At 72.5% G+C, this 20,938-nt stretch carries 21 protein-coding genes and 8 tRNA genes; 18 read left to right on the forward strand and 11 right to left on the reverse strand.

The features are described from left to right. From cobT to HG542_RS23925, 3 genes are all read left to right on the forward strand, one after another. Nucleotides 1–1,858 (forward strand): nicotinate-nucleotide--dimethylbenzimidazole phosphoribosyltransferase (cobT, locus tag HG542_RS23915; protein WP_171084762.1); only part of this gene is annotated, 1,858 nt, incomplete at its 5' end. 118 nt (nt 1,859–1,976) lie between these two features. Further along, complete coding sequence (gene cobA, locus HG542_RS23920; RefSeq protein WP_171084764.1) at nt 1,977–3,188, forward strand: uroporphyrinogen-III C-methyltransferase; 1,212 nt, start codon at nt 1,977–1,979, stop codon at nt 3,186–3,188. A gap of 66 nt (nt 3,189–3,254) precedes the next feature. After that, nucleotides 3,255–4,073, forward strand: coding sequence for a TrmH family RNA methyltransferase (locus HG542_RS23925; protein ID WP_171084765.1), 819 nt, complete (start codon nt 3,255–3,257; stop codon nt 4,071–4,073). Here the strand turns inward: HG542_RS23925 and HG542_RS23930 are convergent. Continuing rightward, on the reverse strand, nt 4,040–5,323 hold the full coding sequence (locus tag HG542_RS23930; protein WP_171084767.1) for a serine/threonine-protein kinase: 1,284 nt from the start codon (nt 5,321–5,323) through the stop codon (nt 4,040–4,042). The two genes, HG542_RS23925 and HG542_RS23930, sit on opposite strands and share 34 nt — an antisense overlap. A 603-nt stretch (nt 5,324–5,926) precedes the next feature. Here HG542_RS23930 and HG542_RS23935 point away from each other — a divergent pair. After that, on the forward strand, nt 5,927–6,136 hold the full coding sequence (locus HG542_RS23935) for a hypothetical protein (protein ID WP_171084769.1): 210 nt from the start codon (nt 5,927–5,929) through the stop codon (nt 6,134–6,136). 195 nt (nt 6,137–6,331) lie between these two features. Here HG542_RS23935 and HG542_RS23940 read toward each other — a convergent pair. The 6 genes from HG542_RS23940 to HG542_RS23965 form a co-directional block, all read right to left on the reverse strand. Then, nucleotides 6,332–6,403 (reverse strand) — tRNA-Val (locus HG542_RS23940). Between the two features lie 23 nt (nt 6,404–6,426). Further along, nucleotides 6,427–6,498, reverse strand: a tRNA-Val gene (locus HG542_RS23945). A 13-nt stretch (nt 6,499–6,511) separates the two neighbouring features. Continuing rightward, nucleotides 6,512–6,583 (reverse strand) — tRNA-Val (locus HG542_RS23950). A gap of 23 nt (nt 6,584–6,606) precedes the next feature. Further along, nucleotides 6,607–6,678, reverse strand: a tRNA-Val gene (locus HG542_RS23955). Nucleotide 6,679: 1 nt separating this feature from the next. Next, nucleotides 6,680–6,753, reverse strand: a tRNA-Cys gene (locus HG542_RS23960). Nucleotides 6,754–6,786: 33 nt separating this feature from the next. Further along, nucleotides 6,787–6,859: transfer RNA gene (locus HG542_RS23965), tRNA-Gly, on the reverse strand. Nucleotides 6,860–7,050: 191 nt separating this feature from the next. Between HG542_RS23965 and HG542_RS23970 the strand changes: the two genes are divergently transcribed. The 3 genes from HG542_RS23970 to HG542_RS23980 are packed head-to-tail and all read left to right on the forward strand — an operon-like array spanning nt 7,051 to nt 9,798. After that, nucleotides 7,051–8,112, forward strand: coding sequence for a chorismate-binding protein (locus HG542_RS23970; RefSeq protein ID WP_171084860.1), 1,062 nt, complete (start codon nt 7,051–7,053; stop codon nt 8,110–8,112). Beyond that, nucleotides 8,109–8,930 (forward strand): aminotransferase class IV, encoded by an 822-nt coding sequence (locus tag HG542_RS23975; protein ID WP_171084771.1) that lies wholly within the window; start codon nt 8,109–8,111, stop codon nt 8,928–8,930. Before HG542_RS23970 ends, HG542_RS23975 begins: the two co-directional genes overlap by 4 nt. A gap of 40 nt (nt 8,931–8,970) precedes the next feature. Further along, nucleotides 8,971–9,798 (forward strand): GNAT family N-acetyltransferase, encoded by an 828-nt coding sequence (locus HG542_RS23980; protein WP_171084773.1) that lies wholly within the window; start codon nt 8,971–8,973, stop codon nt 9,796–9,798. Nucleotides 9,799–9,807: 9 nt separating this feature from the next. On the opposite strand, the gene HG542_RS23985 is transcribed toward HG542_RS23980, so the two are convergent. Beyond that, complete coding sequence (locus HG542_RS23985) at nt 9,808–10,317, reverse strand: DsbA family protein (RefSeq protein ID WP_171084775.1); 510 nt, start codon at nt 10,315–10,317, stop codon at nt 9,808–9,810. A gap of 165 nt (nt 10,318–10,482) precedes the next feature. Between HG542_RS23985 and HG542_RS23990 the strand changes: the two genes are divergently transcribed. Then, complete coding sequence (locus HG542_RS23990; RefSeq protein WP_171084777.1) at nt 10,483–10,932, forward strand: hypothetical protein; 450 nt, start codon at nt 10,483–10,485, stop codon at nt 10,930–10,932. 68 nt (nt 10,933–11,000) lie between these two features. Then, nucleotides 11,001–11,144, forward strand: coding sequence for a hypothetical protein (locus HG542_RS23995; protein ID WP_171084779.1), 144 nt, complete (start codon nt 11,001–11,003; stop codon nt 11,142–11,144). A gap of 3 nt (nt 11,145–11,147) precedes the next feature. Here the strand turns inward: HG542_RS23995 and HG542_RS24000 are convergent, their stop codons facing one another. Both HG542_RS24000 and HG542_RS24005 read right to left on the reverse strand, forming a co-directional pair. Next, complete coding sequence (locus HG542_RS24000) at nt 11,148–11,681, reverse strand: CGNR zinc finger domain-containing protein (protein WP_171084781.1); 534 nt, start codon at nt 11,679–11,681, stop codon at nt 11,148–11,150. Between the two features lie 218 nt (nt 11,682–11,899). Next, nucleotides 11,900–12,313 carry an SsgA family sporulation/cell division regulator gene (locus tag HG542_RS24005; RefSeq protein ID WP_003959770.1) on the reverse strand — a complete coding sequence of 138 codons (414 nt, stop codon included), beginning with the start codon at nt 12,311–12,313 and terminating at the stop codon, nt 11,900–11,902. 310 nt (nt 12,314–12,623) lie between these two features. Here HG542_RS24005 and HG542_RS24010 point away from each other — a divergent pair. The 3 genes from HG542_RS24010 (at nt 12,624) to HG542_RS24020 (ending at nt 13,369) form a co-directional block, all read left to right on the forward strand. Then, nucleotides 12,624–12,695 (forward strand) — tRNA-Val (locus HG542_RS24010). 69 nt (nt 12,696–12,764) lie between these two features. After that, nucleotides 12,765–13,235, forward strand: a complete 471-nt coding sequence (locus HG542_RS24015) for an SRPBCC family protein (RefSeq protein WP_171084783.1) — start codon at nt 12,765–12,767, stop codon at nt 13,233–13,235. Between the two features lie 62 nt (nt 13,236–13,297). Next, nucleotides 13,298–13,369, forward strand: a tRNA-Val gene (locus tag HG542_RS24020). 58 nt (nt 13,370–13,427) lie between these two features. Here HG542_RS24020 and HG542_RS24025 read toward each other — a convergent pair. After that, nucleotides 13,428–14,153: a 3'-5' exonuclease gene (locus tag HG542_RS24025; RefSeq protein WP_171084785.1), complete on the reverse strand. Its 726-nt coding sequence runs from the start codon at nt 14,151–14,153 to the stop codon at nt 13,428–13,430. Between the two features lie 165 nt (nt 14,154–14,318). On the opposite strand from HG542_RS24025, the gene HG542_RS24030 reads away from it, so the two are divergent. From HG542_RS24030 to HG542_RS24055, 6 genes are all read left to right on the forward strand, one after another. Next, nucleotides 14,319–14,918, forward strand: coding sequence for a DUF4365 domain-containing protein (locus tag HG542_RS24030; RefSeq protein WP_171084787.1), 600 nt, complete (start codon nt 14,319–14,321; stop codon nt 14,916–14,918). Continuing rightward, nucleotides 14,918–16,075 (forward strand): serine/threonine-protein kinase, encoded by a 1,158-nt coding sequence (locus HG542_RS24035; RefSeq protein WP_171084789.1) that lies wholly within the window; start codon nt 14,918–14,920, stop codon nt 16,073–16,075. Before HG542_RS24030 ends, HG542_RS24035 begins: the two co-directional genes overlap by 1 nt. A gap of 83 nt (nt 16,076–16,158) precedes the next feature. Next, a complete protein-coding gene (gene thrS / locus HG542_RS24040; RefSeq protein WP_171084791.1) occupies nt 16,159–18,138 on the forward strand; it encodes a threonine--tRNA ligase in 1,980 nt (659 codons plus the stop codon). Between the two features lie 70 nt (nt 18,139–18,208). Then, a complete protein-coding gene (locus HG542_RS24045) occupies nt 18,209–18,769 on the forward strand; it encodes an HIT family protein (RefSeq protein WP_171084793.1) in 561 nt (186 codons plus the stop codon). A 106-nt stretch (nt 18,770–18,875) separates the two neighbouring features. Beyond that, a complete protein-coding gene (locus tag HG542_RS24050) occupies nt 18,876–19,676 on the forward strand; it encodes a polysaccharide deacetylase family protein (protein ID WP_227724661.1) in 801 nt (266 codons plus the stop codon). Further along, the gene (locus HG542_RS24055) at nt 19,673–20,920 is read left to right on the forward strand and encodes a YncE family protein (protein WP_171084796.1); all 1,248 of its coding nucleotides are present in this window, start codon (nt 19,673–19,675) and stop codon (nt 20,918–20,920) included. Before HG542_RS24050 ends, HG542_RS24055 begins: the two co-directional genes overlap by 4 nt. Nucleotides 20,921–20,938: the final 18 nt, after the last annotated feature.

Consider the following 20,938-nt stretch of genomic DNA (forward strand, 5'->3'; position numbering starts at 1 on the left):
CGCCCCGGCACGGACCGAGCCGGCGCCGCAGGCCCCGGTCGCCGAGGCGCAGCCGCAGGCCGACGCCGCCCCCGAGGCAGCCGAACCGGACGCCCAGCCGCCCGCCGCGGCCGAACCGGCCGGCCCCCCGGCCGACGGGTACGCCGCCGCCGAGCGCGAAGCGGTCCACCGCGTCATGCGCGAACGCCGCGACATCCGCAAGGGTTTCCGCACCGACCCCATCCCGCACGAGGTGCTGCTCCGCGTCCTCGAGGCCGCGCACACCGCCCCGAGCGTCGGGCACTCGCAGCCCTGGGACTTCGTCGTCATCCGCTCCGCGGAGACCCGTAGGACGATGCACGAGCTGGCCACCCGGCAGCGCGACGCCTACGCCAAGTCGCTGCCGAAGGCCCGGGCCAAGCAGTTCAAGGAACTGAAGATCGAGGCCATCCTCGACACGCCCGTCAACATCGTCGTCACCGCCGACCCCACCCGCGGCGGCCGGCACACCCTCGGCCGGCACACCCAGCCGCAGATGGCCCCGTACTCCTCGGCGCTGGCCGTGGAGAACCTCTGGCTCGCCGCCCGCGCGGAGGGCCTCGGCGTGGGCTGGGTCAGCTTCTTCGACGAGCGCGAGATGGTCCGCGCCCTCGGCCTGCCGGAACACCTGGAGGTCGTGGCCTACCTCTGCATCGGCTACGTCGACGAATTCCCGGACGAGCCCGAGCTGCTGCAGGCCGGCTGGTCCAAGCGCCGCCCGCTGTCGTGGGTGGTGCACGAGGAGACGTACGGGCGCCGCGCCCTGCCCGGCGAGGACCCGCACGACCTGCTCGCCGAGACCCTGCGCGGCATCCGCCCGCTGGACGCCAAGGCGCTCGGCGAGGCGTGGGAGCGCCAGAAGCGGATGACCAAGCCGTCCGGCGCGCTCGGCATGCTGGAGATCATCTCGGCGCAGCTGTGCGGCCTGTCCCGCAAGTGCCCGCCGCCCATCCCGGAGCCGGCCGCTGTCGCGATCTTCGCGGGCGACCACGGCGTGCACCACCAGGGCGTCACGGCCTGGCCGCAGGAGGTCACGGCCCAGATGGTCGCCAACTTCCTGGGCGGCGGGGCGGTCTGCAACGCCTTCGCCAACCAGGTCGGCGCCGAGGTCTGCGTCGTGGACGTCGGCGTGGCGGCCGAACTGCCCAGCACCCCCGGCCTGTTGCCGCGCAAGATCCGGCCCGGTACGAGCGACTTCACCACCGGCCCCGCGATGACCCGCGAGGAGGCGCTGCGCGCCGTCGAGACCGGCATCGAGACGGCCCGCGACCTGGTCACGGCCGGCAACAAGGCGCTGCTGACGGGCGAGATGGGCATCGCCAACACGACGGTGTCGGCCGCCCTCATCTCCGTCTACACGGGCGCGGACCCCGCCGAGATCACCGGCCGCGGCACCGGCATCAACGACGAGATGCACGCCCGCAAGGTCGACGTCGTGCGCCGCGCCCTGGAGCTGCACCAGCCGGACCCGGACGACCCGATCGGCGTGCTCGCCGCGGTCGGCGGCCTGGAGCACGCCGCCATGGTCGGCCTGATCCTCGGCGGCGCCTCGCTGCGCACGCCGGTGATCCTGGACGGCGTGAGCGCGGGCGCGGCCGCCCTGGTCGCCCGTGCCATCGCACCGGAGGCGCTGGCCGCATGCATCGCGGGGCACCGCAGCGCGGAGCCCGGCCACGTGGCCGCGCTCACCAAGCTCGGGCTGCGCCCGCTCGTCGACCTGGACCTTCGCCTGGGCGAGGGCACCGGTGCACTGCTGGCCCTGCCGGTGGTGCAGAGCGCCGCCCGCGCGATGCACGAGGTGGCCACCTTCGACACCGCGGGTGTGACGGAGAAGGGTTGACGGACCCGTCGCAGGCGGGGTACGCCCTCAGGGGGTGTGCCCCGCCCGCCCGCTTCCCCTGCACACAACGGCGTGTGCGCCGACGAACCCGTACCGCACTACGAGAGGCCGCACCGCCATGGCCGAGCACGCCCCCTACCCCGTCGGACTCCGTCTTGCCGGGCGGCGCGTCGTCGTCCTCGGCGCCGGCCAGGTGGCCCAGCGCAGGCTGCCCGCGCTGATCGCGGCCGGTGCGGACGTCCTGCTGGTCTCGCCCTCCGCGACCCCGTCCGTGGAGGCCATGGCCGAGGCCGGTGAGCTGCGCTGGGAGCGCCGCCGCTACCGCGACGGCGACCTCGACGGTGCCTGGTACGCCCTGATCACCACCGACGACCCCGCCGCCAACGCGGCTGCCTCCGCCGAGGCCGAGGCCCGCCGCGTGTGGGCCGTGCGCAGCGACGACGCCTCGGCGGCCTCCGCCTGGACCCCGGCCACCGGCCGCAGCGAGGGCGTCACCGTCGCCGTCCTGACGGGCAGCGACCCGCGCCGCTCGGCGGCGCTGCGCGACACGATCGTCGAGGGCCTGCGCGACGGCTCGCTCGCCGCCCCGCACCACCGTCCCCGGCACAAGGGCGTCGCCCTCGTCGGCGGCGGACCCGGCGACCCGGACCTCATCACCGTCCGCGGCCGCCGGCTGCTCGCCGAGGCGGATGTCGTCATCGCCGACCGGCTGGGCCCGCGCGACCTGCTGGACGAACTCCCGCCGCACGTCGAGGTCGTCGACGCGGCGAAGATCCCGTACGGCCGGTTCATGGCCCAGGAGGCCATCAACAACGCCCTGATCGAGCATGCGAAGGCCGGCAAGGCCGTCGTCCGCCTCAAGGGCGGCGACCCGTTCGTCTTCGGCCGCGGCATGGAAGAGGTGCAGGCCCTGGCCGAGCACGGCATCCCGTGCACGGTCGTCCCCGGCATCTCCAGCTCGATCAGCGTGCCGGCCGCGGCCGGCATCCCCGTCACCCACCGCGGTGTGGCACACGAGTTCACGGTCGTCAGCGGGCACGTGGCCCCCGACGACCCGCGCTCCCTGGTCGACTGGGAGGCCCTGGCCCGGCTGCAGGGCACGCTCGTCCTCCTGATGTCGGTGGAGAACATCGGCAGGATCGCCGCGACCCTGATCCGCCACGGCCGCACGGCGGACACGCCTGTGGCCGTCGTCCAGGAGGGCACCACGGCGGCGCAGCGCCGCGTCGACGCGACGCTCGCCACGGTGGGGGAGAGCGTGAAGGCGGAGGGCATACGCCCACCGGCGGTCATCGTGATCGGCGAGGTCGTGCGGTACCCCGCCCCGTAGGGGGCGCCCCTGACGGGGCGCCGTGGCGCCGGACACGTTCAGTACAACCGAGAAGAGCACACCAGCATGGCCGACCTGATCACCATCACGGATCCCGACGACCCGCGGCTGCACGACTACACCGGCCTGACCGACGTCGAGCTCCGGCGCCGCCGCGAACCGGCCGAGGGCCTGTTCATCGCCGAAGGCGAGAAGGTGATCCGGCGTGCCCGGCAGGCCGGCTACGCCATGCGGTCGATGCTGCTCTCGGCCAAGTGGGTCGACACGATGCGGGACGTCATCGAGGAGTCCCCGGCTCCCGTCTACGCCGTCGCGCCCGAGCTCGCCGAACGGGTGACGGGCTATCACGTGCACCGCGGCGCCCTGGCGTCCATGCAGCGCAAGCCGCTGCCGGACGCCGCCGGGCTGCTGCGCGGGGCGCGCCGCGTCGCCGTGATGGAGAAGGTCAACGACCACACCAACATCGGCGCCATCTTCCGCAGCGCCGCCGCCCTCGGCATGGACGCGGTCCTGCTCTCCCCGGACTGCGCCGACCCGCTCTACCGGCGCTCCGTCAAGGTCTCGATGGGCGCCGTCTTCTCGGTGCCGTACGCGCGCCTGGAGACGTGGCCGCGTGACCTGGAGACGCTGCGCGAGGCGGGTTTCCGGATCCTGGCCCTGACGCCGGACGAGAAGGCCACGTCCATGGATGCGGCGGCGCCGCACCGGCTGGAGCGGGTTGCGCTCATGCTCGGGGCGGAGGGCGAGGGGCTGTCGGCCCGTGCGCTGCGGGCGGCGGACGAATGGGTGCGGATCCCCATGGCGCACGGGATCGATTCGCTCAATGTCGGTGCCGCGGCGGCGGTTGCCTTTTACGCGGTGACGTCGGGGCGCCCGGCAAGTTGAGCGTTGTGCCCCGCCTGCGGATCCGCTGTGGCTTGTCGCGCAGTTCCCCGCGCCCCTGCGGGGCGCGGTTCCACCTGTGAGACCGACTGGCCGTTCGTGTGGGTCGGGCCCTGGCAGCCCTGTGCCGCCGCGATGCCCAGGGCGACGAGCAGCGTCACCACCACGAAGACGATCAGCCGCTGGCGCAGCAGCCGCCGGTCCGGACCCGGGCGACGGGGGCCGGGGCGCGTGCCGTTGCGGCCCGCGACGGGGGGCCGCGGCGCGCGGACCGTCTCGGCCGGCTGCGGATGCTTCCGGGCCTGCGGACGCGGCGTGGGCGAGCTGCCCGGCTGTCGCTCGGTGCGCTGCCGTTCGTACTCCTCGGCCCGCCGCCCCTGCGGCCGTTCCGGCTCGCGCCGGGGCGCCGGCGGACGGACCTCGGACAGCCCGTGCGCCTCGCGCGCGGCGATCTCCTTCAGCCGCAGCGACAGTTGCAGCGTGCTCGGCCGGTCCTCGGGATCCTTGGCCAGACATGCGTGAAGGAGCGGCGCGAGCGCATCGGGCACGCCCATGAGCTGAGGCTCCTCGTGCACCACGCGGTAGAGCATGACCTCCGAACTGCCCTGCCCGAACGGAGAGTCGGCGGTGGCCGCGTACGCCAGCGTGGCGCCGAGGGCGAAGACGTCCGTGGCCGGCGTCACCGCGGCACCGCGCACCTGCTCGGGCGCGAGGAAGCCGGGCGAGCCGACGGCCGTGCCCACGTGGGTGAGGGTGCTCGCGCCGGTGGCCCAGGCGATCCCGAAGTCGATGATGCGGGGGCCCTTGGGCGAGAGCAGGATGTTCGACGGCTTGAGGTCGCGGTGGACCACCCCGGCGTCGTGCACCGCCAGCAGCCCCTCGGCCAACGCGGCCCCGACGGAGGCGACCTGAGCGGCCGACAGCGGCCCCTCCTCGTTCACCTTGTCGTGCAACGAGGGACCGGGCACGTACTGCGTGGCGAACCACGGCCGGTCCGCCTCCAGATCGGCGGCCACCAGCCGCGCCGTACAGCCGCCGCGGATGCGCCGGGCGGCCGACACCTCGCGGGCGAACCGCGAACGGAACTCCTGGTCCTCGGCCAGGTCCGGCCGGATCACCTTCAGCGCGACGCGCTGGCCGCGCCGGTCGGAGCCGAGATAGACCACGCCCATGCCGCCCGCGCCCAGCCGCCGGTGCAGCCGGAACGAGCCGACGACACGCGGGTCCTCGCGCCGGAGCCGCATCATCGTCATCTTCGTCCCCTACCTCCGGTGGGACCGCCCCACTTGGCCGCCCGTCGCACGCCCGGCGTCTGACGTGGCATCTGACGTGGCACAGCTTACGGATTGACGGCCGGGCGCGCTGAGAGGCCGCGCATGCGTCGGCAACGGGTTTGCCGGTGCCCGGCCGGGGGCCCGAAGCGGGGGCGCAGGGCGCCGGTTGCGGGCCGCCGGACCCGGGGGAGGTGCCAAGAAGCCGTGGGAGAAGGGGGTTTGACGGCCCCGGCCGCCCGGCCGGGCGGCGCGGGCGCGGGAAGCGGCCGGGGACGGGGCGGCGCGGAGCCCGGGCCGGGGCCGAGTGATCGAAGTCACCCGCCGCGGCGGCCCCGCGCCGGCGTGCGCCTCCGGGAAGTCCCCCAGGTGCGGACCCGTGTTCTCCACCCAGGGGAGTAGCGCCCGGCCCGCGGCCTCATCCTCGGGGAGGCCCGGCAAGCGGTACGCGGGCATGACGTCCGGCCCGCGGCCCGCGCCTACTGTTGAGCTCAAGCGGCGGGCGACAGCACTCGTCCCCCGAGGTCGGACGCCCGCCGCCCCTGCAGCGGGACGGACAGGCAGGGAACGGAGGAAGGAGAGCGCATGTCGGACACCGCACGGCGCAGCACGGCCGCCCGGGCGCAGTCGCCCGGTGCCGCGGACGTCTTCGGCGAGCGCCCTTCCCCGACCCGCCACCCGCTGGTGGCCACGGTGATGGTGCTGCCCCTGGCGGCCTTCCTCGCGGTGGCCTTCGGCGGCTGGCACGCCGTCGTCACTCAGGCGTCGTCCGTGGCCGGAATGCTGGGGCGCTGAGCGCGCCCCCGGCCCGGGAGAGCGGCCCGGGCCGGGGACAGACCGGCACTGACCCCGTGGGGACGGGGGTGCGGCGGACGGCACGACTGGCCGGGTACCTGGGGAGGTGCCCGGCCAAGCGTGTGTGCGGGCCGGCGCCGCAAAAAGCCGGAGGCCGGAACACCGTGCGGTGCTCCGGCCTCCGGCCGATCACTGTGCGCGATACTGGGATTGAACCAGTGACCTCTTCCGTGTCAGGGAAGCGCTCTCCCGCTGAGCTAATCGCGCGGGGAAGATCCTTGCGGATCCAGTGGACGATACTGGGATTGAACCAGTGACCTCTTCCGTGTCAGGGAAGCGCTCTCCCGCTGAGCTAATCGTCCGGGGAGTGCTGCGTGCGCGATACTGGGATTGAACCAGTGACCTCTTCCGTGTCAGGGAAGCGCTCTCCCGCTGAGCTAATCGCGCGGGGAAGATCCATGGGGATCCAGTGGACGATACTGGGATTGAACCAGTGACCTCTTCCGTGTCAGGGAAGCGCTCTCCCGCTGAGCTAATCGTCCTTGGAGGTGGAGACGGGATTTGAACCCGTGTAGACGGCTTTGCAGGCCGTTGCCTCGCCTCTCGGCCACTCCACCAGGAGCGGGGGGTCGGGAAGATCCCCCACATCGAGCGGACGACGAGATTCGAACTCGCGACCCTCACCTTGGCAAGGTGATGCTCTACCAGCTGAGCCACGTCCGCAGTTTGCCTCCCCCAGCTAACGCTGGGAGGTGCCCCCACCGGCCCGCTTCCGCGTCCCGGCGACGTGTTGAACTCTAGCGGATTCCTGCGCCAGCTCAAATTCCGTTTCCGCAGCGTGCTGCGCTGATCCCGTCCCCGGGTGGGCCGGAGGACCGCGCCATAGACTCGTTGACGTGCGAGACCTGACTCCCATGGCCCGCTTCGGCGGGCTGCTTGCGACCGACCTGCGCGACGTGACCAGCGACCCAGCCGCACTGGAATCCACGGGGTGGTGGGCGGTCGTCGCCGACTTCGAGGGCGGCCTGCGCTGCGCCCGCTTCGCCGACGTCCGGCCCGCGCCGGCCCCCGCCCCGGACCCCGGCCGCTGGCGCGGGCCCGCCCCGGAGGCCTGGACGAGCTCGCTGGACCGGGACGCCTACGTCGCGGGCGTCCGCCGTATCCGCGAGCACATCGCGGCCGGCGAGGTCTACCAGGCCAACCTCTGCCGGGTGCTGAGCGCGCCCCTGCCCGACCCGGCCGCCGCCGACGTCGACGCCCTCACCGCGCTGCTCGCCCGCGGCAACCCCGGCGCCTACGCGGGCACGGTGCGGCTGCCCGCCCATGGCGTGGAGGTCGCCACCGCCTCCCCGGAGCTGTACCTGCGCCGCACCGGCACGACGGTCGAGTCCGGGCCGATCAAGGGCACCGCCCGCACCGCGGACGAGCTGCTGGAGAAGGACTTCGCCGAGAACGTCATGATCGTGGACCTGGTCCGCAACGACCTCGGCCGCGTCTGCGCCACCGGCTCCGTCACCGTCCCCGCGCTCTGCGCGGTCGAGCCGTACCCCGGCATGGTGCACCTCGTCTCCACGGTCCGCGGCGAGATGGCGGAGGAGCACCGCGGACGGGAGTGGGCGGAGCTGTTCGCCGCGACGTTCCCGCCCGGCTCGGTCACCGGTGCCCCCAAGGCCAGCGCCCTGCAGATCATCGAATCCCTGGAGACCGCCCCCCGCGGCCCCTACTGCGGAGGCGTCGGCTGGGTCGACGCCGACCGCGGCACCGGTGAACTCGCCGTGGGCATCCGCACCTTCTGGATCGACCGGGCCGCCGTCGGCGGTCCCGTGCTCCGCTTCGGCGCCGGTGCCGGGATCACCTGGGGGTCCGACCCCGAGGGGGAGTGGGCCGAGACGGAACTCAAGGCGGCCCGGCTGCTGGCGATAGCGTCGGGCACGCACCAGCCGCTCGGAGGGAGAACCGAAGGGAGAATCCGGTGAAGATCTGGTTCGACGGGTCCCTGTGCGACCCCGCGGACGCCAGGGTCTCGGTCTTCGACCACGGCCTCACCGTCGGCGACGGCGTCTTCGAGACGCTCAAGACCACCGACGGCCGGCCCTTCGCGCTCACCCGGCACCTGGCCCGGCTCACCGCGTCGGCCCGCGGCATCGGCCTGCCCGAGCCGGACCTCGACGAGGTCCGCGCCGCCTGCGAGGCCGTGCTCGACGCCAATCCGGCACCCCTGGGCAGACTCCGCATCACCTGCACCGGAGGCCTCGCCCCCCTCAACTCCGACCGCGGGGACGGCGGCCCGACCCTCCTCGTCGCCCTGACCGAGGTCCCCCGCCGCCCGGACAGCACGGCCGTCGTCACCGTCCCGTGGACCCGCAACGAGCGCGGCGCCCTCGCCGGGATCAAGTCCACCTCGTACGCCGAGAACGTCGTCGCCCTCGCCCGGGCCCGCGAACAGGGCGCCTCCGAGGCCCTGTTCGCCAACACCGCGGGACGGCTCTGCGAGGGCACCGGCTCCAACGTCTTCGTCGTCCTCGACGGCGAACTGCACACCCCGCCCCTGGCCTCCGGCTGCCTCGCCGGCATCACCCGCGCCCTTGTCCTGGAATGGTTCGGCGCCAAGGAGACCGACCTGCCCTTCGACGTCCTGGAGCATGCCGAGGAGGTCTTCCTGACTTCCAGCACCCGCGACGTCCAGGCCGTCCACACCCTCGACGGCCGCCGGCTCCCCGCCGCGCCCGGCCCGGTGACGGCGGAGGCGATGCGGGTCTTCGACGGGCACGCGGCGACCGTTCCCGATCCGTAAAGCCGGTGACGTACGGCCGCGGGGCCGGTACAACACGAAGGTGACCACCACCCTGCGCCCCGCTGCCCCCGAACAGCGCACCGACGACGGCGGTCGGTCCCGCCGGTACGAGATCCGTGTCAACAGCCGCCCGGTCGGCAGCATCGACCTCGCCACCGACCGGCGTTTCGGACCCGGTGTCGGACGGATCGTCCGGCTCGCCGTCGAGGTGCCCGACCGGCGCCGCGGCCGGGGCACGGTCGCGGCCCTCGCCGCCGAGGAGGTGCTGCGCGGCTGGGGCTGCCGGCGGGTGGAGGTCTGCGTCGCCGCCGGACAGGCCGCGGCGGGCCTGCCGCTGGCCACCGCGCTCGGCTACACCGAACGCAACCGCACCATGGGCAAGCCCCTGTCCGCCGAGCCGCCGTCCCTGCCGGACGGCACCGGCGGACGGCCCATGACGGAGGCGGAGTTCGCGGTCTGGGAGCCGGCCGCGCGGGCGGAGTACGCGGAGCGCTGGACCGCGTACGGCGTCCCCGCCGACCGGGCACAGGCCCATGCCGAGGCGGATCACCGCGCCCTGCTCCCCGACGGCCCCGCCACGGACGGCATGCTGCTGCGCGTCCTCTCCCACCACGGCACCCCCGTGGGCACCCTGTGGGCGGCCCTGCGCAGCCCTGCTGGCTTTGTCTACCGGGTCGAGGTCGACCCCGCCCACCGCGGCCAAGGCCATGGCCGCTCCCTGATGCTCCTGGCCGAGACCGAGCTCCGCGCAGCCGGCGCGGACCGCCTCAGGCTGAACGTTTTCGCCGACAACGCTCCGGCACGCCGGCTGTACGAGTCACTGGGCTACGAACCGGAGGAGTACCACTTGTCGAAGGAACTGCTCTGATCCGACTGTTCAACCGGCCAGCAGTCGCTCCGCGATCTCCTCGACCCGCTCCCGCAGCCCTTCCTGACTCTTCCCGCCGTCGAGCCGCTCCCCGCCGATGACATAGGTCGGGGTACCGGTCACCCCGATCGCCTTGCCTTCGGCCTGGTCCGCGTCGACCACCAGCATGTGCCGCCCGTCGATCAGCGCGGTGTCGATCTCCTCGGCATCCAGCCCGAGCCCGGCCGCCACCTCGGTGAGCAGCGGCTCGCCCCGCTTCTCCAGCTCCTCGGCGCGGGCCAGCACCGCCTCGGCGTACGGCCACCCCTGCCCCTGCTCGGCCGCCTCCTCGGCGGCCTGCGCGGCGGCGTAGGAGTGCTTGTGCTTCTCCAGCGGGAAGTGCCGCAGCCGGATCTCCAGCCGTTCGCCGAACCGGGCGCGGAGCGCGCGCAGGTCGTCGAGGGCGGTACGGCAGTCGGTGCACTGGAGCTCGCACCAGACGTCGAGGACGACGGGGGCGGTGGTGTCGGTGTCGCTCATGGGACCAGTCTCCCAGCCCGCAGGGGGCGCGGGGATCTCGGTCCCGGGGAGGAGAACGCCCCGGAGACGACCCGGAGATCTCCCTGAGCCCCCGGCCGGGCGTGGCCCGCGCGGTCCGGGCCGGTGCAGGATGGAGGCAGAAGACCGTCACGACAGGAGGACCGGATGCTGACCTCGACCGTATGTGCCGCGGTGTCCGCGGCCGGCCTCGGCATCGCCGCGCTGACGGCCTACCGCAAGCGCTTCCTCGCCGCGACGCGCATCGCCGCCTATGCCCTGATCCCCATCGGGCTGGTCCTGACGGGCGTCGTCGACTGGCTCACCGGACTCGTCCTCAAGCCGTCCGTCTGGGCCGGCTTCGCCGTGCTCGCGCTCTCGGCCGTGCTGTTCGCCGCGAGCAGGGCCGTCGAGCGCCGCCGCGGAGGCAGCCGCAAGGAGCGCCGGGCCGCGGCCGCCGCCGCGGGGCGAGACGCCGTGGCCCCCGCCGCCTCCGCGCCCTCGCTCGGCCCCGCCCGCACCGAGCGTCCGGCGGGCAGGGCGAAGGCGAAGGCCCCTGCTCAGGACGGGGAGGATTTCTCCGACATCGAGGCGATCCTCAAGAAGCACGGGATCTGACGAACTCCCCTGCCGAGTTTGCGTGTTCGCCGGTGCACCGGGTCCCGGCTGCGCCATGATCGACGGAGATGAACGACGAACAACCGGCCGAGATCACCGAGGAACCGCGCGGCTGCCTCTTCGCACTGTCGCAACCGCCCCTGATGTTCTTCCTGACCTTCATAGCCACCCTGATCCTGGTGACCGCGGTGCACGACCTCTACCGGTGGTGACGCTCAGTCCGCCGCCTCCCGGCGGCGCGCCCGGTACGCGGCCACGTGGAGCCGGTTCCCGCATGTGCGGCCGTCGCAGTAGCGGCGCGAGCGGTTCCGGGAGAGATCGACGAAGGCCCGCCCGCAGTCCGGCGCCGCACAGCGCCGCAGCCGCTCGCGCTCGCCCGCCACGAGCAGGTACGCGAGCGCCATCCCACCGTCCGCCGCCAGGTGCTCGGCTACGGAGGCGCCGGGCGCGAAGTAGTGCATGTGCCAGTCGTAGCCGTCGTGATCCGTCAGCCGCGGCGTGGTGCCCGCTCCGGCGATCAGCGCATTGAGCAGTTCCGCCGCGGCCGGCGTCGCCTCGGAGTCGAAGACCTGCGCGAAGTTCTCCCGGACGGCCAGCACCGCCTGCAGGTCCTCCTCCTGCAGGACCCCGATCCCGCTGATCCCGTGGCGCTCGACAAAGCCCTGCAGCTCCTGCGGATCGCCGGGGCTGCTGTTGAGAAGATCGACGACGGCATCCAGCGCACACCGGGTGTCATGGTTGATCAGCACGGATTCGGACGCTCCCTTGCCGGGCGGACGGGACGGGCGGGGCGGATGGTTCCGGGGCGGCACCTGTTCGACCGCGGGCACCGACCTTACCGGCGCCCGCAAGAGCGCAACGCGACGGCGCCGCCGCTGCGGAGGATCCGCGGCGACGGCGCCGTGTGGTGCCGGATGTGCAAGGTGCTGCGCACTGCCTCCCCGAGTGGGCCGGTGCGCTCCGGAGGTCAGCTCTCGGCCAGGATGTGGGAGAGCTCCGTGTCCAGGTCGAAGTGACGGTGTTCGGTGCCCGGTGGGACGGCTGCGTCGGTCCGCTTCAGGAAGGATTCCAGCGCCCGGGCCGGGGCCTCCAGCAGCGCCTCGCCCTCGGGCGAACTCAGCGCGATGCAGACGACGCCCTGGCCGTGGCTGCGGGACGGCCAGACGCGGACATCGCCCGTGCCGGTGGGCCGGTGCAGGCCCTCGGCGAGCAGGTCCCGGGCGAAAACCCATTCGACCGTCTCTTCGGCTCCGGTGTGGAAGGTGGCGTGCACGGCATACGGATCGGCCGTGTCGTACCGCAGGCCCGCGGGTACAGGCAGTGAGGATTCGCTCGACACAACGAGGCGCAGGTGCAGCTCGCAGCTGACCGTGGTGTTCATAAGCGCCAAGGCCTTTCGCTCAGTGTGCGCTCGGGGATTCGCACGTCGGCGAAATCGACATGCCACCTACGGTGCCGTTGTAAACCCCTCTGACCGTTTTGAGGCTCTTCGGATACCTCGGACGGCCCAGTCATGGCGCCGTGTATACCGCCGAACCGGTCATTTTCGGAATCTCCCGGTGGACGCCGCGGTGCGACGGCCGCGAGGACCGCGGACACGGAGTGTGACGGACCGGTCGCCGCCGCTCCGCCGCCCTGCCTCAGACGGTTCGGCGCACCCTCTGACATGCGGTAATGTTTGCGGTGCGCCCGGGCGATTAGCTCAGCGGGAGAGCGCTTCGTTCACACCGAAGAGGTCACTGGTTCGATCCCAGTATCGCCCACCCTGGTACCGAGGGCCCGCAAGGAACGCCACCTTGCGGGCCCTCGGTCGTTTGGTGTGCCCTGACGGCATGCCCCGGCGCTCCCTCCACCGCTACCGCTTCCGCGACGCCTGGTCGCTGCCCGCATCCCCCGACGCCGTCTACGCCGTCCTCGAGGCCGCGGAGGAATATCCCGACTGGTGGCCGCAGGTCCGGCGGGTCGACCCCGTCGACGACACCGGCGGCACCGCGCGCTTCCGCTCGTTCCTGCCGTACGACCTGACCGTCACCGCCCGCGAGACCCGCCGCGACCCCGTCGCCCGTGTCCTGGAGATCGCCATGACCGGCGACCTGGAGGGCTGGGCCCGCTGGACCGTGCTGGACCGCGGCCCGGCCGGCAGCCTGGCCCGCTTCGAACAGGAAGTGGAGGTCCGCAAACCCCTGATGCGGCGCTTCGCGCTGCCCGGCCGCCCCTTCTTTCTCGCCAATCACGCGTGGATGATGCGCGCCGGGCGACGCGGACTGTGCGCCCGCCTGGAGCGTGGGGCACCCGGAATTTGAAGGAACAGCGCGATCACCTGTATCGTTCACTGCGTTGCCGCGGGAAACCGCGGGAACGACCCGGGCGATTAGCTCAGCGGGAGAGCACTTCGTTCACACCGAAGGGGTCACTGGTTCGATCCCAGTATCGCCCACCCCGGCAAGGCCGGTCCGTCAACTGACGGACCGGCCTTGTGCGTTGCAGCCGGACGGTCAGGCCGCGGCGCGGATCTCCGGCCGCAGCGGCCACGCCGGATCGCACTGCTCGTCCGAACCGTTGCGCGCGAACCACGCCTGCAGGCCGCGCGCCTGCGCCGCGTGCCACACCTCCTGCCGCGCATGCAGCTCGGACGGGCTCAGCCGGTCCAGGCGCGAGGCGAAGCGCCGCCCGACCGCCCGGACCACCTCCAGCGCCGCCACCGCGTCCGCCGCCGCCTCGTGCGCCCCGGACAGCTCCACCCCGTAGTGCGCGCACAGGTCGACCAACGTGCGGCGGCCCTTGCGGTAGCGGTCCAGGTGCTTGTCGAGCACCCACGGATCCAGCACCCACAGCGGCGATCCGGCCAGATACCCGGCCAGGGACGACGCCCGGTGCCGGCGCAACTCCCGGTCCAGCAGCGTCAGATCGAACGGCGCATTCATCACCACCAGCGGCACACCATGGGCGGCGTGGCCGGCCAGTGCCCGGGCTATCTCCTCCATCACGGGGGACGGCCACCGGCCGTTCCGCTGCAGATGGGCCTCCGTCAGACCGTGGACGGCCGTCGCCTCCTCGGGTACCGGGACCCCGGGGTCGACCAGCCAGCGCGTCACCACCGGCGAGGCCCCCGCCTGTGACTGCGCCACGACCGCCGCCGACACGATCCGGTCGTGTTCGACGTCGACACCGGTGGTCTCGGTGTCGAATGCGGCGAGTGGTCCTTCGAACCAGCACGGCATGTCACAACTCCTCGCGCTTGTCCGGCAAATGGCGTGTTTCCCCTCCCCGCCAGGTGATACCCGGCCGTCGTCCGGACCGAACCGCCCCTGTTTGACGGTGAGTTCGTGCGGAGACAACACAGATGTACGGACCGCAGGACAGGCGAGCCCGGAAGGCTTTCGGACATGGCGCTCGCGCAGCCCGACCCCGCCGCACCGCCGAGCGGCCTGCTGACCCCACCGGTTCCCCCGCCCGGGCCGGTGCGCGGCACGCTCGCCGTCACGGCCTGCATGGAGACCCTGCAGATCGGCTACCTGCACGCGGTGGCGGCCGCAGCCGGCTGCTCCCTCGCCCAGCCCTTTCCCGACAACGGCATCGACTGGCACGTCAGCCACAGCGCCCCCGGGCACACCGCCGACGACGAGGTCACCATCAAGGTGCAGCTCAAGTGCACCTACCAGCTCGGCTCCTGGCGGGCGGTGCCCGGCGCCCGCACGTCCTTCCCGTTCACCCTCGACAACGACCACCTGGCCAAGCTCGCCCGCACCCCGGTCTCCGTGCACAAGATCCTCGTCGTGATGATCGTGCCCCGGACCCCGGACGACTGGCTCCGCGCCGGCCACGACCGCCTCGAACTGCGGCACTGCTGCTACTGGACCAACCTCGCCGGGCACCCCGTGACCGGCAGACGCCGGACCACCGTGCGGATACCGGCCTCGCACGTCTTCGACGACCGCGCCCTCTGCGAGATCATGAACCGGGTCGGGGCGGGAGGGAGACCCTGATGCATCAACGGCCCGAGCACCGGCCCGCCCCGCCGCCCGACCCCCGCGTTCTCGCCGCCCTGCTCGCCCGGCACGGCTGGCGCCGCCGCGGCGGCAGCCACGGGCACTACAGCCGCTGGACCCCGCCCCAGGACGCCGGCACCAGCCTCCTCGTCCCCGAGGACAGCACCTTCCCCGACAGCGCCGACCTGCTCGCCGAGGCCCTCACCGCGCTCGAACGCAGCGCCGCCCCCTCCGCGCGCGCCGTCCTCATCGCCCTGCACCTGCCCAGCGACGAGATCCGCTGGTGGCGCGGGATCCCCGAGCCCCGCGTCCCCGCTGCGGCCTGGACCGCGCAGGAGCGGCTGCGCGCGGGAGCCCGCGCCATGCTGCTCGCCGGTGCCCTCGCCGCCCGCGGCCCGGCCGGCCACCACGGCGCCCGGCGCCGCCGTGACGCCGAGACCGCGCTGGAGCCGCTGCTCGTGGGTCCCGCCGCGGGCGGCCGCGAACTGACCGTGTTCGTCCCGGCCGAAGGCTCCCGCCCGGTCGTCACCGCCCTGCTGCGCGCCCTGCAGGCGGCCCGCGACGGCTGCGACTACCAGCGGGCCACGGGGCGCTGGGACGCCCTCGACGCAGCCGTCGCAGCAGGGGTGAGCAGAGAGCTGACCGAGGCCGTGGTCGCGCTCGTCGGCGGCTCGGAGGGCATCCGCGTCGGCGTGGAGTGGGCGCCCGCCGCCGGTACGCCCGGAGGCTTCGCCGCGCGGCCGGAGCCCGTCGAGTTCAGCCCGGGCGACCTCCCGGCACTGCGCGAGGCGGGCGCCCGGTACGTCCGGGACGAGCCCTCGGTGTCCGTCCTGCTCACCGCGACCGTGGTGCGGATGCGCCGGGAGGCGCCGGACGGAGCGGGGACGGTGCGGCTGCGGGTGCTCGCCGGCGCGGACGTCACCCAGGTGCGGGCCCTGCTCGGCGAGGAGGACTACCGCATCGCCGGCTACGCGCATCTGCTCGGCCTGCCGGTCAGGGTGACCGGGCGGCTGGAGAGCCGCAGCGGCTTCCGGCGGCTGGCCGACGCGGGCGGCGTGCTGCCCGCGGAGGTGGACGAGGCGGAGCGCGACCGGCTGCTCAAAACGATGCAGGAGAATCTCGATGCGCTGGGGGAGAGGGACGGAGACGGCTGACCGTTTAGCGGGCAGCGGGCCCGGCTCGGTACGATTCAGCCCGCAGCGCACCGCTGCAGCATCCCGTGAGTCAGGAGAGACCGGTGTCAGACGTCCGTGTGACCATCCAACGCGATTCCGAGCGGGAAGAGCGCGTGGTGACCACGGGCACGACGGCTGCGGAGCTCTTCGCGGGCGAGCGCACCGTCGTCGCCGCCCGGGTCGCCGGTGAGCTCAAGGACCTCGCGTATGCCGTCGCAGACGGCGAGGAGATCGAGCCCGTCGAGATCTCCTCCGAGGACGGTCTCAACATCCTGCGCCACTCGACCGCGCACGTCATGGCCCAGGCCGTCCAGGAGCTCTTCCCCGAGGCCAAGCTGGGCATCGGCCCGCCGGTCAAGGACGGCTTCTACTACGACTTCGGCGTCGAGAAGCCGTTCCACCCCGATGACCTCAAGGCCATCGAGAAGAAGATGCAGGAGATCATCAAGCGGGGTCAGAAGTTCTCCCGCCGCGTGGTCACCGACGAGGCCGCCCGCGAGGAGCTCGCGGACGAGCCGTACAAGCTGGAGCTGATCGGCCTCAAGGGCTCCGCGTCGCACGACGACGGCGCGGATGTCGAGGTCGGCTCGGGCGAGCTCACCATCTACGACAACCTGGACCCGAAGACCGGGGACCTGTGCTGGAAGGACCTCTGCCGGGGTCCGCACCTGCCGACGACCCGGGTCATCCCGGCGTTCAAGCTGATGCGCAACGCCGCCGCGTACTGGCGCGGCAGCGAGAAGAACCCGATGCTCCAGCGCATCTACGGCACCGCGTGGCCGTCGAAGGACGAGCTCAAGGCGCACCTGGAGTTCCTCGCGGAGGCCGAGCGCCGCGACCACCGCAAGCTCGGTGCCGAGCTGGACCTGTTCTCCTTCCCCGACGAGCTGGGCCCGGGCCTCGCGGTGTTCCACCCCAAGGGCGGTGTGATCCGCAAGGAGATGGAGACCTACTCGCGCAAGAAGCACGAGAACGCGGGCTACGAGTTCGTGAACACCCCGCACATCACGAAGGAAAACCTCTTCGAGACGTCCGGGCACCTGCCGCACTACGCGGAGGGCATGTTCCCGCCCATCGAGTTCGACGGGCAGAACTACCGCCTGAAGGCCATGAACTGCCCGATGCACAACTTGATCTTCAAGTCGCGCGGGCGGTCCTACCGTGAGCTGCCGCTGCGCCTCTTCGAGTTCGGCACGGTCTACCGCTACGAGAAGTCCGGCGTCGTCCACGGCCTGACCCGCTCCCGTGGCTTCACCCAGGACGACTCCCACATCTACTGCACCAAGGAGCAGATGCCGGAGGAGCTCGACACGCTCCTCACCTTCGTGCTCGACCTGCTGCGCGACTACGGCCTGACCGACTTCGAGCTGGAGCTCTCGACCCGGGACCCCGAGTCGGACAAGTTCATCGGCTCGGACGAGGCGTGGGAGGAGGCCACCGAGGCGCTGCGCCAGGCGGCCGAGAAGCAGGGTCTGCCGCTGGTCCCGGACCCGGGCGGCGCCGCGTTCTACGGCCCGAAGATCTCGGTGCAGGCGCGCGATGCGATCGGCCGTTCCTGGCAGATGTCGACACTCCAGGTCGACTTCAACCAGCCGGCGCGCTTCGGCCTGGAGTACACGGCGGCGGACGGCTCGCGCCAGCAGCCCGTCATGATCCACCGGGCGCTGTTCGGCAGCATCGAGCGGTTCTTCGGCGTCCTGCTGGAGCACTACGCGGGCGCGTTCCCGGCGTGGCTGGCCCCGGTCCAGGCGGTCGGCATCCCGATCGGCGAGGCCCACGTGCCGTACCTGCAGGACTTCGCCGCGGAGGCGCGGAAGAAGGGCCTGCGGGTGGAGGTCGACGCCTCGTCGGACCGGATGCAGAAGAAAATCAGGAACCAGCAGAAGCTGAAGGTCCCCTTCATGATCATCGTCGGTGACGACGACATGAACGCGGGCACGGTCTCGTTCCGTTACCGCGACGGGTCGCAGGAGAACGGCATCCCGCGCGAGGAGGCCCTGGCGAAGATCCTCGACGTGGTGGAGCGCCGCGTCCAGGTCTGACGTTCCGCGGACGACAAGCCCGAGGGGCGGCCCGACAGGGCCGCCCCTCGGTGCGTCCCGGCCGGGGAATATGCTTCTCGGCATGACGAGTGAGCCGGAGCAGCAGTTCGGAGTCGGCGCTCCCGACGCCTTCCAGCGCCTGTGGACGCCCCACCGGATGGCGTATATCCAGGGGGAGAACAAGCCCACCGGTACGGGCGCCGACGACGGCTGCCCGTTCTGCTCGATCCCGGCGAAGAGCGACGAGGACGGGCTGATCATCGCGCGGGGCGAGCGCGTCTACGCCGTGCTCAACCTCTACCCGTACAACGGCGGGCACTGCATGGTCGTCCCGTTCCGGCACGTGGCCGACTACACCGAGCTGGACGAGGCCGAGACGGCCGAGCTGGCCGCGTTCACCAAGCGCGCCATGCGGGCGCTGCGCGCCGCCTCCGGGGCCCACGGTTTCAACATCGGCATGAACCAGGGGGCCACGGCGGGCGCCGGCATCGCCGCCCACCTGCACCAGCACATCGTCCCGCGCTGGGGCGGGGACACCAACTTCATGCCCGTCGTCGGGCACACCAAGGTGCTGCCGCAACTGCTCGCGGACACCCGGAAGATGCTCGCCGACGTCTGGCCGACCGTATAAACCGGTAAACCGGCAATTCGGCTGTCCCGGCCTCTCCAAGAGGACACGGAACAGGGTGAATCGGGCAAATCGCATCGATTCCTACTAAAGAAGATCTAATGGGACGGTGACCTTCCTTCACCGTCGCACCGTGCTGCGCGCAGCCGCAGGCGGCGCCCTCGCCGGAGCGGCCGGGGCGGGCACCTCCGGCTGCGACGAGAACGGGAAACCGGCCCACGCGCAGCCCTCGCGGTCGCCCGCGGCGAAGCCCAGGGTGTCCGTACCGCCGGGCGCACCGCCCGTTCTGCCCCGGCTGCCGGCCGGGCTGCCCGCCCAGATCGAGCACGGCCCGCGGCAGGGGCACGGCGTGGCCCTGACGTTCCACGGCCAGGGCGATGCGAAGTCGGCCCTCGCCCTGCTCTCCGAGGTGGAGCGGGCCGGGGCCCGGGTGACCGTGCTGGCGGTCGGCGAGTGGCTGGACGCCCAGCCCCGGATGGCCCGCCGGGTGCTCGACGGCGGGCACGAGCTCGGCAATCACACCATGCGCCATCTCAGCATCTGCTCGATGAGCGCGAAGGCCGCCTACGCCGAGATCACCGAGTGCGCCGACCGGCTGCGCCGGCTCACGGGCGGCATCGGCCGCTGGTTCCGGCCGTCCCGGGCGCAGCGGGCCACCGACCAGGTGGTCCGGCTGGCGCGAAAGGCCGGTTACCCGCACGTTCTGTCGTACGACGTGGACTCCCTCGACTTCACCGACCCCGGCGCCGAGGCGGTCCGGCGTACCGTGCTGAATGCGGTGCGGCCCGGGTCGGTGGTGAGTCTGCACTTCGGGCATGCCGGCACGGTCGCCGCGCTGCCCGCGATCCTCGACGGCCTCCACCGCCGCGGTCTGCGTGCGGTGACGACTACGGAGCTGCTGACCCGATGATCCCGTTCTCGCCCGCTCGTCCCGGTCCTCGCCACCCCTTCCGTCCTGTCCGCTCGCGTCCGCTGCGCCGTCCTGCCGTGCTGGCGGCGGCCTTCTGCCTCGTCCTGGCGGCCGTCAGCGGCTGCGGCGGGGGCGGCAGCGGCAAGGAGGGGCCGGTCGCCCGGCAGACGCATCCGGGCGGGCACGGCCAGGGGGCGGCGCGGGGGGTGCCGCAGGGGTTGCCGGGGATGCCGCCGCTGCTGGATCCGAACGACGTGTACGCGGCGGACCGGCCGAACGCCCTGTCTCCGGTGGTGCGGAACTTCCCGTCCCGGGTGTACGTGCCCAACACCGAATCCGACACGGTCAGCGTCATCGACCCCAAGACGTACAAGGTCATCGAGACGATCCCGGTCGGCAACCAGCCGCAGCACGTGGTGCCGTCGTGGGACCTGAAGACGCTGTGGGTCAACAACGACCGCGGCCACACGCTCACCCCGATCGACCCGGCAACGGGCAAGGCGGGCAAGCCGGTCGACGTCCACGACCCCTACAACCTCTACTTCACCCCGGACGGCAAGTACGCGGTGGTGATGGCGTCGATGGACCGCGAGCTGGTGTTCCGGGACGCCCACACGATGAAGCGGATGAAGACGGAGCCGGTGAGCTGCCTGGGGGTCAATCACGCCGACTTCTCGCCGGACGGGCGGTACTTCATCGTCTCCTGCGAGTTCTCCGGTGAGCTGCTGAAGGTGGACACGGCCCGGATGAAGGTGATCGGCCAGCAGAAGCTGCCGTTCGACGGGGCGATGCCGCAGGACGTGAAGATCGCCGCGGACGGCAAGACCTGGTACGTCGCCGACATGATGGCCGACGGGGTGTGGGTGCTGGACGGCGACAAGTTCACCGAGCCGTGGCTGATGCCGACCGGCAAGGGGGCGCACGGTCTGTACGTGAGCCGGGACTCGAAGTCGATGTATATCTCCAACCGGGGCGAGGGGTCGATCTCGGTGCTGGATCTGGCCACCCGCAAGCTGGTGAAGAAGTGGGAGCTGCCGGACGGCGGCAGTCCGGACATGGGCGGGGTGTCGGCGGACGGCAAGGAGCTGTGGCTGTCGGGGCGTTACAACAGCGAGGTGTACGTGATCGACACCAACGACGGCCACCAGATCGCCCGCATCCCGGTGGGGGCGGGACCGCACGGCCTGGCGGTGTACCCCCAGCCGGGACGCTATTCGCTGGGCCACACGGGCATCTTCAGGTGAAGTTGCGGAGTGCCGCCG

Source organism: Streptomyces morookaense (assembly GCF_013030945.1).
In the GTDB taxonomy this organism is placed as follows: domain Bacteria; phylum Actinomycetota; class Actinomycetes; order Streptomycetales; family Streptomycetaceae; genus Streptomyces; species Streptomyces morookaensis.